The organism is Paracoccus sp. T5 (genome assembly GCF_048538155.2).
Taxonomy (GTDB): domain Bacteria; phylum Pseudomonadota; class Alphaproteobacteria; order Rhodobacterales; family Rhodobacteraceae; genus Paracoccus.
Window position 1 is genome coordinate 1,594,998 of record NZ_CM135809.1, and the last position, 13,194, is coordinate 1,608,191.

A 13,194-nucleotide genomic window follows, 5' to 3' on the forward strand; every position below is an offset into this window, starting at 1 on the left:
ACGCGCAATTTCGATTGCGCGCGCTCACCCCGTCGGATAGCGTCGGCTAGAATCCAATAATTGGGCGCGCATAGTAATCGTGCGCATCGACCAAGGCGGGAGCACGTAGTGGAAATCGACAGGTCGGAACTTCGCTGGGGGGTCGAGCAGCGGCTCGAGTTCATCGAGTTTCGCCTGTTCTGGGAGGGGCATGTGAACCGAAGCGATGTGATGGAGCAGTTCGGGCTGTCGGTGAACCAGGCTTCATCCGACCTGAATCGCTACATCAGCTTTGCCCCCGACAACATGACCTACGACAAGAGCGCGCGCACCTATGTGCGCGGCCCGGGCTTCAAGTCTGTGTTCGGGAAGCTGGACGCTGGCCGCTACCTGGCTCAGCTGCGCTCTCTCGAGGATGGGCTCCTCGACCGCGATGATTGCTGGACCAATGACCTGCCGGCCTATGCCTCGACGCCAACTCCTGTGCGCGGCGTTCATCCTGAAACCTTACGCGCGGTCGTTGGTGCCATTCGCCGCACCGAGGCGATAGAGGTCAACTACCAATCCCTGTCCCATCCCGAGCCACGCTGGCGCTGGATTGCGCCCCATGCCATCGCTTTCGATGGATTTCGTTGGCATGCGCGAGCCTTCTGTATGACGGACGATTGCTTCAAGGACTTCCTGCTGTCGCGGATGCTGGAAGTGCGCGGGGCTTCTGAGGCTGTAACCACTGCCGCCGAAGATGCCGATTGGCATTCGGAGGTCACGCTGGAGGTGGGGCCCCACCCGGACCTTTCCGAGACACAGGCCAAGGTTATCGCGCTCGACTACGGCATGCAGGACGGTAAAGCTGAGATCAAAGTTCGCCGCGCGCTGCTCTATTACACGCTCAAGCGCCTAGGGTTGGACACGGATCCATCCGCCAGGAAGCCGCAGGATCAGCAGATTGTGCTGTTGAACCGGGAAACATCATTTCCGGCGCAGCCGGCAGAACGAATTGGAGAGGCTTAAATGCTTGGTTTGAAGCTGAGGGATGAGTTCAAAGGGCGGCGCCTCAAAGGGACGGCGATTGAGCTATCCAACGATGCGAATACAGGGGCAACACAGGTTCCGGCCCGTGACTTTCTTGAGATCACGTACCCTACGCTCGATCTATTGAAAGGCATAGAAGCCGTTGGCCCCCAGCAAGGTCGACCGGTTGTAGTCATTGGTGAACGCGGCCTCGGTAAGTCACACCTTATGGCGGCTCTCTATCATACTGTTAGTGATCCCGCCTCAACCGGGGATTGGTTGAAGAGCTGGTCCACTACCCTGTCTGACCCGGCGATCGGTCAAATCCCGCTGCGGAATGGCATGCTCGTCATCGGGGAAAGCCTCCATCGTCAGCGCTATAAGTTCCTCTGGGACATTCTGTTCGAACGACATCCGCACGGCACGTATATCAAGGGGAAGTGGGAAGGTATGGGTGCCAGCAAGACTGACATTCCGTCCGACCAGCTCATCCTCGAGATGCTGCGGCATTCGCCGACGATGCTGCTGCTCGACGAGTTTCAGACTTGGTTCGACGGTCTCACGAATACCAAGCAGTATCCGTGGAAAAACTGGGCGTTCAACTTCATCCAGATCCTCTCTGAGATTGCAAAGGAGTACCCCGAACTACTCGTGCTCGTGGTTTCGGTTCGAAACGGGACAAGCGACGCATACCAGCAGATCCACAGGGTGAACCCCGTTCAGGTGGATTTCCGTGCTGGCGGTAGCCCGGACAAGATCCAGCATGATCGCCGTCGCATGCTCCTCCATCGGCTGTTTGAAAACCGGCTGCAGATCGGCTCGTCGGCAATTGAGGGCGCCCTCGACGTTCATATCAACGAGTACTTTCGGCTGCTCGGTACGCCATCTTCGGAACAGGACAGGAAGCGGCGAGACTTTGTCGAATGCTGGCCCTTCGCGCCACACCTCCTGCAACTCTTGGAGGATCAGGTGCTTGTCGCTACAGACGCCCAAGAGACGCGCGACCTCATCCGCATCTTGGCGAACCTGCATAAGAGCAGCGGCGAGAACGCGCCAGTTTTGACAGCTGCCGATTTTCGGCTCGACGACGATGCATCTGGGATCGGAGCACTTCTGGACTCGGTTGCCAATCAGCAACACCGCGCCCTACGCGACAAAGCCCTTCGCAACCTTACCTCTGTAACTGAAGCCGTGCCGGACCACGCCTCGAAGGTCCCACATCTTCAGGAAATCATCGGCTCGCTGTGGCTTCGGTCAATAGCGGTCGGAAACATGGCCGGCGCAGAGCCTTCGGTTCTGCAAATCGACCTGACGCGTGCAAAACCAGTCGATGACAATGCTTTCCAGGTTGAGCTCGCAACGGTCATCGAGAACAGCTTCAACATCCACCAAGATGGAGCGCGGCTCGTCTTCAAGGAAGAGGAAAACCCGCAGGCCAAAGTCATGGCCTCCGCGAGAAATGACAAGCTTTTTACGGACGGATCGGACCTCATTCAACTCGCGAAGGAAACCCGCTACGTCATCGGTGGCAGCGAGGAAGTCGCCAAGACATTCCGTGTCATAGCGTTGCCCCGCAATTGGCTGAATGACCCTTGGACGGGCTTGGACGAGAGTGAACAGCCCGAGCGTTGGGACGACAGGCTACCGATTTTGGTGCTCCCGGAGGAGCCGGATCGCATTGATGAGCGCCTTGGACGGTGGCTCAAAGATCACCTCCAGAAGCGTCGGAACACGGTTCGGTTCCTGATCCCTCGGAGTGGGACTTCGAACGCTTTCTATGATCGTGACCTTCTCGTCCTCGCTAGGGCGGAAATGAAGGCGCAGGAATGGGGCGCGCAGAATGCGGAGTATCGTAAGCTGCAGTCGAAATACCAAGGTGAGCTGCGGGACATTCTCAAGAAGCGGTTTGATCGTTTTGCCGTGCTGCACACTTGGAACTTTGGCGACCCGTCGAAATGCGAGTTCCATATCGAGACACTTCGCGAGCAAGGAGCGAAGGTTCCGGAAGCGATTGAAACTGCGATGACGAACGACCTGTTCGTCCCAGAGGATTTTGAACACCTAGTGCTTGAGGCCGCAATCAATAACAGTTCGGTCGGCAAGCTACTCAAGGAACTGCAAGAGCCTCGCCCGGCAGGCCAGGATTGTATCCCATGGTTGGGCGAGACGGCCATGAAAGAGCGGATCTTGCGTCTCTGTGCCAAAGGCAAGATTGCGATCAACCTTCGGGGAATGGAGTATCTTCAGGCCCAGTCAGGCGAGGACGAAGAGACCGCGTGGCGACGCTTGCGGCCGAAGCTTTCGTACACGGGACGACAGCTTGACGAGGTGTTCATCTTGCCGCCGTCTGCTGTTCCCGCGACCGGGGGGGCAAATCCGCAGCCAGCTCCGGGAACGCAAACCCCTAGCGGGCTCTTCGGCGGGGGCTCAGAGCCGACGCCTGCGTCTCCGGGAGGAATGTCTGAGAATCCGGGATCAGTGCCAGGCGTGCCTGACCCGATGCCGCAACCTAGTGGCGGCATCTTCGGCGGTGGCGCCAGCTCTGGCGCGCCTCGTATGCCCTTTGCCGCACCCGCGACCTCGCCGCTCAACCTTATCGGGAAACTCGAAGGTTGGGGAATTGGTCCAGCAACGCCTGTGAAAGCCGTCACCATAAAGGTGGACGCTGCGACTGGCGCGCAGCTGAAGGAACTCCTCAAGAAACTGCCTGATGGCATGACGTTCGAGTTGTCACTCGACAAGGAGGGCAACTGATGGCGCTGGACCTGGAAGCGATTGAGGGCCTGACCACAACTCCTGATGATAAGGCTTGGGCCACAATCATCGAGCGCGTCATGTCGATCTGCGGAGCACCGCTGGATGCCGAAAAGGCGCCTGGAGAAGTGACCCGACGGGATCGTGCCATCGGCGAGATCGACCACTTTCTGTCGTCGGCGGCATGGGGGTTGTGGCAAACCTTTGGGGACGCCGCCCCGCGGAATGCTGATAAGATCGTTGAATGGTGGTCCGCGCCTTACAGCGCCAAGGCCGTCTTGATCCTCGATGGGCTTAGTCTGCGAGAAATACCTTGGCTTCTCGAGGGCGCAAAGGAACGCGGGTTTGTTGTCCACACCGCTGCCGCCTACGGTGCGGAAATACCGTCGGAGACGAATTCCTTTGCCAAAGCGCTAGGATTCGCAAGCCGGAGCCAGCTTCAAAACAACGGCGGTGGGCTCGTCCACAAACTGGCACCCGCCAGAACCGAGACGATTGACCTGCCGTGGAAGGACTGCGCCGGTCTGATCGACCCCTCGCCGAACTGGGTGTTCTGGCACCAATGGCCCGATAGCAAGCTGCACGACGGTGCCGGTGCCGGTCAGGGTCTGGATCTCCTCACGCGCGATATCGCAACGCAATTGACCAGCGATGATTTCTGGGAGTTCGTCGAGCGCCTCGCGACCGGTCGTCGTTTGGTTATCACCTCTGATCATGGGTATGCCGCCACGGGGCTTTTCTATGATGCGATGGACGAACAGGCCTCCTTCCTGAAAGGCGCGCTGAAGAGCGGCCGTCTGCTATCGGGCGAGCACGATCCCGGTCCCTTTGTCCCGCCTGTTGCCCTTTCGGTGGATAGCCAGCACGGCAAGCACCTGCTCGCGGTCGGGCGCTGGAAATGGAAAAGCCAGGGCGGCTACCCCACCCTCGCGCATGGCGGCTTGTCCTTGCTCGAGATGCTCTGCCCGTTTGTTGAATTGACGAAGTAAGGAATTTACGCCCATGGCGACCAAGAAAGAACAGATTGCCCAAGAGGTCGCGCGTGCTGTTGGCGCCGGCAAAACCGTCGCGATGGAAACTGTCGATTTCAGCGACCCAAACCGTCCGAAAACCTGCCTTGAGGTGGATTTTCCAATTCTATCAATTAACCAAGTGGCCGCGATAGAGGGCCCGTCTAGTAAACCTATCTACCAAATGTCGAAGTGGTGGGCGCGTCGTCGATCGAGCGTGTTCCGCTCGATGCTCATCGCGGCCGCGACCAAGGCGCCCGAGGATCCGTCCCATGCGGCCAAGCTGGTCTGGGACAACTACTACGCCAACCACCAGAAAAAAGGCGCCTTCAAGCACCTGAAGGTGGCCGACATCTTTATGGGCGGCGGCACGACGCTGGTCGAGGGATCGCGCCTCGGCATGCAGATGTCGGGCAACGACTTGAACCCGGTGGCCTGGTTCGTGGTGAAGCAGGAGCTGGCCGATGTCGATCTCGATGAGGTGCACCGCCTCCTGGCCGATATCGAGGCCGATGTAAAACCGCAGATCATACCGTTCTACTACTGCGACGGCCCGAACGGCGAGAAAGGCACATGGACGCACAAGCCCTCCGGCACGGTTATGGGCACGGATTTCGATCCCTTGGCCCTGAAGCCAGAAGAGAGGACGGACTACGCTTACGATGGGCCCGAGATCATCTATACCTTCTGGGCGAAGCACGGGCCCTGCCAGGTAACAGGCTGCGGCCATCGTACGCCGGTCATGACCAATCCGGTGATGGCGGTGAAAACCCTGACCGTGAAGCATTGGACGCACAAATGTACGTCATGCAGCGAGCGCTTCGACATTGAGGATGCGGAGGCGCGCATGGCGCCGGACGCTCCGCTCTATGTGGCGCCCGACGAAAAGCCCTACTCCATTCTCGACCCAAAGGGCCGGGTGATCTGCCCCCATTGCGGCCACACCGAAATGGTGAAGCTCGACAAGGGCAAGAACAAGAAGGTGGAGCTCTCGCTTCTTGTCCATCCTCAATGGCTGACTGGATCGGGATCCTCTGATGCTCAGAACCAAAAATTTGGTGGGGCGTCTCAAGATACCGCAGATTCCACTAAGTCATGGAATACGCATCGAGCGAGCGAAGCCGTTTTGGTTGAGGTGCGAGGAAATCTACCCGACGAAGTGATTTGCCCACAGACCGGGATCGCGATCCGAACCGGAAAAGAAGGTGGTACCGTACCGGGCAAGGCGAAATTCACATGCGCCTCATGTGGAGCGGTCAATGACGTTTTGAGCGCCGTCAAGGAAACCGGAAAAAACGGACCAATGGCCGCCTACGCGAAACACGCATATTCGTCGAAACGCAAATCCCAAGGCGCGCCCTATAACGGACGCTACTTTTCACCGTTTTCAGCGGCTGACGCCCGCCAAATGAATGCTGCAATAGATGAGTGGGAGGCAAGAAAGAACGATGATCTAAGAAAGTATTGGCCAAGAGAGGAAATACCGGACGGCTTTATGACAACCCATAACAATGGGGACATTAAGAATGGACACGGCTATCACTTCTGGTCCGACATGTTTAATTCGCGCGAGCTTTTGGTACACGCCCTACTGCTGAAGGCGATCACGACCATTGGCAATTACGACAGCAAGGTTAGAGAATTTGTTCTCGGCTGCTTTCAGCAGTACGTGCGAAATAACAACAATTTTACAATCTGGAATACTCAAGCAGACCAGCTTGAGCCAATGTTTTCGAACAACAATTTCCACCCAAAACAAACAACAGTTGAAAATTGTGTATTCGGTGAATACGGGCGCGGGAATTGGAATGGTTGCGCCAGGGGAATAGTTGAGGGGCTTGAATGGTCGAGAATGCCATGGGAGATTGTGGCCAGATCAAATCTCGAAACGTCTGGTCGTAGTGACCTCTCGGATGAAATAGCCAGCAAGGGGATAAAGGTCGAGCCAAAGGATCCTGTACTAAACGTGGACGTTTACTGTGCTTCGTCTACGCAATTGGATCATTACGAAGACCAATCGGTCGACTTGATAATTACAGACCCACCTTTTGGCGGATTGTTGCATTACTCGGAGTTGAGCGATTTTTTCTACGTTTGGATCAAACTAGGCTTATCTGAGATTTATCCGGAACTCTTCTCGGGCAGCGCAACGCCAAAGGCACTTGAAGCAGTCTCCAATCGAGCGAGGGAACCCGAAGATCCGGATGGGTTCTACAAAAGGATTTTGACAGATTGCTGGAGGGAAGCACATAGGATACTTAGGCCGGCGGGAACGCTAAGTTTCACCTTTCATCACAGCGCTGATGAACCTTGGATTGCAGTTCTTGAGTCTCTTTTTGAGGCAGGCTTCTACCTCGAAGCAACCTACCCAATAAGATCTGACGAGACCAAAGGAGAAGGCGCAAAACCGGGAACGTTTGGATCCCAAACTATCGAATATGACATCGTCCATGTGTGCCGGAAACGAGTACATGAGCCCAAGTCCGTAAGCTGGGCACGCATGCGCCGCGAAGTCCTCGCAGACGTCCGTCAGATTCAGGGGTTGTTGGAGAACCACTCTCGGCGCGGTCTGCCGGAAGCCGATATTCAGGTCATCCGGCGCGGGAAGGCGCTCGAATATTTCTCGCAGCACTATGGGAAGGTCTATGTCGACGAAGGCCGGCCGATCTCGGTCAAGGATGCCCTCGTCGGCATCAACCAGCTGATCGACGAAGACGCCAACAAGGCCTCCGAGCCGCCGCCTGTGACCGCAGAGCCGATCACCCGTCAATTCCTGCGCATCTTCGACGGCAAGACAGAGCTGGCGCGCGACCAGATGCAGAAGATGCTGCGCGGCTCGGGTATCGCACCGGATGAATTCGTGAGCCGTGATTGGGCCCGCGAAGAAAAAAAGGTGTTCTACCTCAACGACCCGTTGGCAATCGCGCAGGATTGGCAGGGACGGCACCGGCGCAAGCTGTCGGCCGACCTAGATCAGACCTTCGTTCTGATGGGGGCCTGTTATGACGGCAGCGGTATCAACGCGGCCGACACACTGAAGAACGAGAACTTCAAGCCGCACGCGGCGCTGAAGAGCCTTCTCGAATGGATGAGCAAACGGGGGCAGACGCAGCAGATGCGCAACGCCGCCTCGCGGGCGCTGAGCATCTACAACAACTGGGCCGCCAGCAACAAAGAGCAGGTCCAGCAGCTGTCGTTCTTCTTGGAGGATTGAGCATGAAACAGGTGCTCGACAGCGTCTGGCAACGTCGGGGCGTCAGCTGGATTTGGGACGACGACGCCTTCGCGAAGGTTGCGCGGGCGAGCGAGGTCTACAGCCTGCGCCAGCTGATGCTTGCCACCAAATCGTGGCCGGACGAACTGCCGAGCAACGGCGGTGACACATTGGTCGTGGCGGGTCTTGATGCCTGCCTCGATCTTCTGTCACCCACCGACGCCGATGCCTGGCTTGGCGGAGCCCTGAAATCGGCGATCCTGTCCTTCCAGGATTTCTACGATGGCCTGGCATCGCTGGTGTTCTGGCTGCCCAACGGCCAGAGGCGAATGCCCATCGACCTTGCGACCGATGCCGTGCGGTGGCGGTGTTCTGCGCCATTTTCCAGCGAGACGATCGATTTCGGACGGGTCTTGTGGGGAGAGGCTTGGGAGTATCCGCAAGAAATCATTCTCGCGCAGGGCGGCAAGTCGGTCGGCCTATTCCATTTGAGGATCACCTGATCGTGCAAATGGAACAGACCACCTTTGGCCCTGGTGAGCGGATCACCCATTTCGATTTCGGCGCTGGCGTTGTGCTTGAGGCACCGCGCGACGGCTACCTCCGTGCATTCTTCAGCATCGGAGAGCGCCGTGTTCCGATCGCCAGCGTTCAGAAGGAGCTTTCGCGCACAGAGCGCATTCTGCGATCAGTTGAAGGCACGGCCGAACGGGCTCGATCCGTCTGGCTATCCTATGAGGCCCATGCATTACCCGTGATGGAGAGCGCGTCCGCGCTTACATCCGCGCGGATCGACCTTCTGCCCCACCAGGTCGTCCTGACACATCGCATCGCAACAGCCTCGCCTCGTCGCTTTCTTATCGCCGACGAGGTCGGGCTTGGAAAGACAATCGAAACCGCGCTCGTGCTCCGTGAACTGGCAAGCCGCGGTGAGCTTGATCGTGCCCTGATGGTTGTGCCTGCGGGCCTCGTGAACAACTGGCACCGGGAGCTGAACGAAGTCTTCAGCCTGGACTTCGAGGTCTTTGGGTCGGAAGGCGATATTACCGACCGCAAAACAAACGCGTTCGCGAAACACGACCGGCTCATTGCCAGCATTGACACATTGAAGCGGCCAGCGCGCATCAAGCGCCTGTTGGAAGCCCCGCATTGGGATCTTGTTGTCTTTGACGAGGCGCACCACCTGACCGCCTATCGAACGGGTGGGAAAGTTCGGAAGACGGAAAACTACAAACTCGGCGAGGCTTTGAAAGGTCACACCCGAGACCTCCTTCTCCTCTCCGCGACGCCACATCAAGGAAACCACTTCCAGTTCTGGATGCTCGTCCAACTGCTGAATCCCACCCTCTTCGGCAGCCCTGAGGAGATGTTGGAAAATCGACATCGTTTGAATACCGTGATGTTCCGACGGACCAAGGCGGACGCTTGCCGCCCGGATGGTGACCCGCTCTTCGCACGCCGGTGGGTACATACAGAGTCCTTCCTGATGGGTGACGAGGAGCGACGCTTTTATGAGCGGCTGCGCGAATACCTCGAGGAAGGTTTCGACCTGGCCAAACGGAAAGGAAACCAAGGGCGAGCCTTGGGCTTCCTCATGGCGATTTTCCAAAAGATCGCAGCGTCCAGCTTCGCTGCCGTGAGGCGAACGCTCAAGCGACGTATGCTCATGCTCACCCTGCACGAGGCGCTCCTGCGGGACAAAGAGCTTGATATTGAAGGCCGCGAGCGACTGTTCGATGAAGCGCGAGAGCTGATTCATGCCGAATGGGGGCTTGAAAGGGATCCGATCGGGAAAAGCGAAGTCGACCGGATAATGGCCGACCTAAAATATCGGCTCGCAAAGAAGTTGGACGAGGAGGCGCTGGAGATGGCCTCCGATCCTTATGGCTCGGAGTTTGCGTCTTCTCACATGGAAGATGTCGCCTCGGCAGCGATCGACCTGCATCTCCCGGAAGAGCGGTTGCGAATTGCGGACTTGCTCTCGGTTTTTCCGGTGCAGCGTGAAACCAAGGTGCAGAAGCTCCTCGACGGCCTTGGCACCTTGTGGCGACAAAATCCCAACGAAAAGATTGTGATCTTTGCCACGTACTTGGGGACAGTTGACCTCTTGGCCCGTGAAATCGAGGCGACATATCCTGGTCAAGGTGTCGTAGTTCTCCGTGGCGGTGATCACGGCGCCAAAGCCGCTGCCGAACGCCGCTTCAAGCTGAAGGATGGGCCTCGTGTAATGGTCTGCACCGCAGCAGGCCGCGAGGGCATCAATCTGCAGTTCGCGCGCATCCTTTTCAATTTTGACCTGCCCTGGAATCCGATGGATATGGAACAGCGGATCGGTCGAATTCATCGCTATGGCCAAGCGCATACCGCGCAAGTCTACAATTTGGTCCTTTCGGATACGATCGAAGGGCGCATTTTTCTTCTGCTTGATGACAAGCTTACGGAAATCGCGAGAACGCTCGGGAAAGTCGACGATCAAGGCAACGTTGCAGAGGATCTGCGTTCTCAGATACTTGGGCAGCTGTCAGAGCGATTGAATTATGACCGGCTTTACCAAGAGGCTCTGGGGGATCCCGAGCTGAAACGGACCGCGGTTGAACTTGAGGCGGCCTTGGCAAACGCACGCGAGGCACGGGAAGTAGTATTCGACCTCTTCCAAGATCTCGAAGGCTTCAGCCTGGATGATTACAAGCCGTTCTCTGATGTTTCCACAGGCTTGGAGCGGTTGGTTGATTTCTTGTCGGCGGCCATGGCGGACCGGAATCTAAGACTCTCGAAGGTTGATGCAGAGACTATTGATTTACTTACGGTCGATGGTGCCCGCCGCATTCGGTTTACACTAAACCGCGATGTCGCAACTTCCTCCGATACGTGCGATCTGCTGGGGCTTGATCATCCGGCGGTCCAAGAGGAACTGGGCAGGTGGCGTTCGCTCAACCCGAATTTGCTCGGAGTAGCCCTTGAGGGGGATGGGATTGAACCAGCCATCCTCTCGTTGTGGCTTGTGGAAGCGACCAACGGTCAAGGTGAAAAACGGACAACCATACAATCTATCGCGATCAGCCCTGAGGGGACAAGGCTTCCTGCAATTGAGCGCCAGGTTGATCAGGTGCTCAGGTTGTCGCCCTCTCGACCTTTCCTGGGCGAGGATGAGCGGATCAGCATATTTAGCAAGATCGTCGAGCCGTCCCTTCAACGAGAGCTCAAGCATAAGGGCACAGCAAGTGGAGATGGAAGTTATTCCGCGGAGCTCATTGGATACGTTGAGATTGTATAGCTGCCTGCCATCATTCCCCGCTCAGTAGTCCGTCTCCACATAGACCCCCGAGCAATCATAAGCCACCGCCGCCGCTGTCGCGCCGTTGTTCATGAAGTTGCGCGGGCTCAGGAGTTGCGTGGCGGCCGGGATGTCGGTGTCGAGCATGACCTCGACCACTGCTCCGCTGACTTCCTCGACCACCCGGACGCCGATCTCGCTGCTGTTCGGGGCGGCGAAGAGCGTGAGGGTCAGGACGTTCGTCGTGCTCGCGACCGGAAAACTCGCGCCCAGATCGGTGAGCGTAGGCGCGCCAGAAGCGTCGTTCTGCACGAGTTGCCAGTTCGTATGGGTGCCGCGCTGGAAGCCGATGCCGATGCAGTTCACCACGGCCGAGAGCGTCAGGGTCGTGGCCAGCGCCGTGGTCGAGCCGTAGAGGCCGAAGAAGCCCATACCGGTCGCCTGCAGCGTCACCAGCGAGAGCCGGTTCACATAGGTGAAGCCGCCCAGCCCATCGGCGTTGCCGCGCCAGCACACCCAACCCGCTGAGCGTTCCTCGGCCGCCGCATCAGCGGTGGCTGCACTGGTCACGCGCCAGCGGCGCATCGAGGTCGAGAGATTGGTGGTGGCGAGCGTCGGCGTTGAGACGGTGCCGACCGCCGTGCGCGGCATGCCGTTGGTGTTGACCGTGGTGCCGGTGGACGGCGCCCAGGTCGCGATCCGGTTCACCCCGAAATGGGGCTGCAGCGGGAAAAACCGGCCCGAGGGGCGCTGGACGTCGAGCCATCCCGCCCCGGCGCGGTCGCGGGCATAGAGGGCGAGCTTGCCGCTCGGTGGCGGCGCTGGGACGGCGCTCACCGCCGGGAGCACGACCGGTTCGGGCATCTCGACCCGACCGGAGCTGCGGTCGATCCGGATCGCCTCGTAGAAGGCCGAGCCGTCCGGGCTGACCTTGAAGCTGAAATCGTCGCTGCCCAGAAGTCCGATCAGCGCCCGGGCCGACCAGTTGGTCTTGAAGGCGAAACTCGCGTCGTTGGCGGGCGCCGCCTTGTTGACGGTCGCCTCGATCCCGGCGCCCGCGTTGTTCAGGAGCACCGCGGGCGTGTTGACCGACAGCCGGTTGTAGCTGTCGGCCGTCGCCCCACCGAGGCCCAGAAGCTGGGCGGTCAGGTTCGCCTGGGGCATGCCGACCTGCGTGACGGCATTGGCGAAGGTCACTGTCGGCGTGTTTACCACCGTCGTGCCGTTCGCGCCCGAGGTCGCGGGGCCGATGTTGACGACCGTGGTCGACCCCGACGCGCCGCCGGTGCCGAGGTTCACGGTCTTGGTGAGGCCGGTGGTCGTCGCCCCGGTGCCCATCCCGTAGGTCGCGGTGCCTGTCGCCGTGCCGATGGTCGCGGACGCGGCCGAGACCGTGACGGTGCCGGAGGCCGTCAGCGTGCCCGAGAAGGTCTTGTTGCCGGTGAAGGTCTGCGTGCCCGCGAGGATCGCCAGTTCCGACGAGGTGTTCGGCAGCGTGTAGCTGCGGGTCGTGCCGGTGCTGATACCGGACAGCGAGAACACCGCCTTCTTTGTGGGATCGGCGTCGTTGACGAGGCTGAAAACAGCGTCAGAGATGTCGCTCGGCTCGCCCACGACCTCCCATGTAGCGCCGGTCCAGACGAGCAGTACGGCCTCGTCCTCGACCCATGCCCGCCAGCCGGTCCGGGGTGGCAGGTGCAGCCAGGCACCGTCGGTCCAGAGGGCGATGTTCAGATCCCACCCCGCCCAATCGCTCGTCGCCCCCGAGGCGACAATGTAGCGGGCGCCATCGGAAGGGCTGCCGGGTGGCACGGTCAGGTCCCGGTCGAGGACCGAGAGCTGTACCAGCCCGTCGAGGATCCGCAGCGCCTCGTTGTGAGTGATGTGCTTCTGGGCCTGCGCCGCGAGGATGAAGGGCAGCAGCAGATGGGTCGTGGCGTCGGACATGGGAT

At 59.0% G+C, this 13,194-nt stretch carries 7 protein-coding genes; 6 read left to right on the forward strand and 1 reads right to left on the reverse strand.

Going from position 1 to position 13,194, the window contains the following annotated elements:
• Nucleotides 1-108 precede the first annotated feature (108 nt).
• Genes ACNR9W_RS07860 through ACNR9W_RS07885 form a run of 6 tightly spaced genes read left to right on the forward strand, consistent with a single transcriptional unit; the run spans nucleotide 109 to nucleotide 11,242 of the window.
• Nucleotides 109-990 carry a WYL domain-containing protein gene (locus ACNR9W_RS07860; RefSeq protein WP_419268306.1) on the forward strand — a complete coding sequence of 294 codons (882 nt, stop codon included), beginning with the start codon at nucleotides 109-111 and terminating at the stop codon, nucleotides 988-990.
• Nucleotides 991-3,744: a DUF499 domain-containing protein gene (locus tag ACNR9W_RS07865; protein ID WP_419268307.1), complete on the forward strand. Its 2,754-nt coding sequence runs from the start codon at nucleotides 991-993 to the stop codon at nucleotides 3,742-3,744.
• Nucleotides 3,744-4,733 carry a hypothetical protein gene (locus ACNR9W_RS07870; RefSeq protein WP_419268309.1) on the forward strand — a complete coding sequence of 330 codons (990 nt, stop codon included), beginning with the start codon at nucleotides 3,744-3,746 and terminating at the stop codon, nucleotides 4,731-4,733. The genes ACNR9W_RS07865 and ACNR9W_RS07870 overlap by 1 nt, the downstream gene beginning before the upstream one ends.
• Before the next feature lie 13 nt (nucleotides 4,734-4,746).
• Complete coding sequence (locus ACNR9W_RS07875) at nucleotides 4,747-7,968, forward strand: DUF1156 domain-containing protein (RefSeq protein ID WP_419268310.1); 3,222 nt, start codon at nucleotides 4,747-4,749, stop codon at nucleotides 7,966-7,968.
• A 2-nt stretch (nucleotides 7,969-7,970) separates the two neighbouring features.
• On the forward strand, nucleotides 7,971-8,471 hold the full coding sequence (locus ACNR9W_RS07880) for a hypothetical protein (protein ID WP_419268311.1): 501 nt from the start codon (nucleotides 7,971-7,973) through the stop codon (nucleotides 8,469-8,471).
• Between the two features lie 8 nt (nucleotides 8,472-8,479).
• Entirely contained in the window at nucleotides 8,480-11,242 is a 2,763-nt protein-coding gene (locus ACNR9W_RS07885) for a DEAD/DEAH box helicase (RefSeq protein ID WP_419268312.1), read from the forward strand.
• 21 nt (nucleotides 11,243-11,263) lie between these two features.
• On the opposite strand, the gene ACNR9W_RS07890 is transcribed toward ACNR9W_RS07885, so the two are convergent.
• Complete coding sequence (locus ACNR9W_RS07890; protein WP_419268313.1) at nucleotides 11,264-13,189, reverse strand: DUF2793 domain-containing protein; 1,926 nt, start codon at nucleotides 13,187-13,189, stop codon at nucleotides 11,264-11,266.
• Nucleotides 13,190-13,194: the final 5 nt, after the last annotated feature.

Bases quoted from the DNA above. Each gene is read 5' to 3' on its own strand.
- ACNR9W_RS07865 (WP_419268307.1), top strand. From the start codon at position 991: ATGCTTGGTTTGAAGCTGAGGGATGAGTTCAAAGGGCGGCGCCTCAAA.
- ACNR9W_RS07870 (WP_419268309.1), top strand. From the start codon at position 3,744: ATGGCGCTGGACCTGGAAGCGATTGAGGGCCTGACCACAACTCCTGAT.
- ACNR9W_RS07875 (WP_419268310.1), top strand. From the start codon at position 4,747: ATGGCGACCAAGAAAGAACAGATTGCCCAAGAGGTCGCGCGTGCTGTT.
- ACNR9W_RS07880 (WP_419268311.1), top strand. From the start codon at position 7,971: ATGAAACAGGTGCTCGACAGCGTCTGGCAACGTCGGGGCGTCAGCTGG.
- ACNR9W_RS07885 (WP_419268312.1), top strand. From the start codon at position 8,480: ATGGAACAGACCACCTTTGGCCCTGGTGAGCGGATCACCCATTTCGAT.
- ACNR9W_RS07890 (WP_419268313.1), bottom strand. From the start codon at position 13,189: ATGTCCGACGCCACGACCCATCTGCTGCTGCCCTTCATCCTCGCGGCG.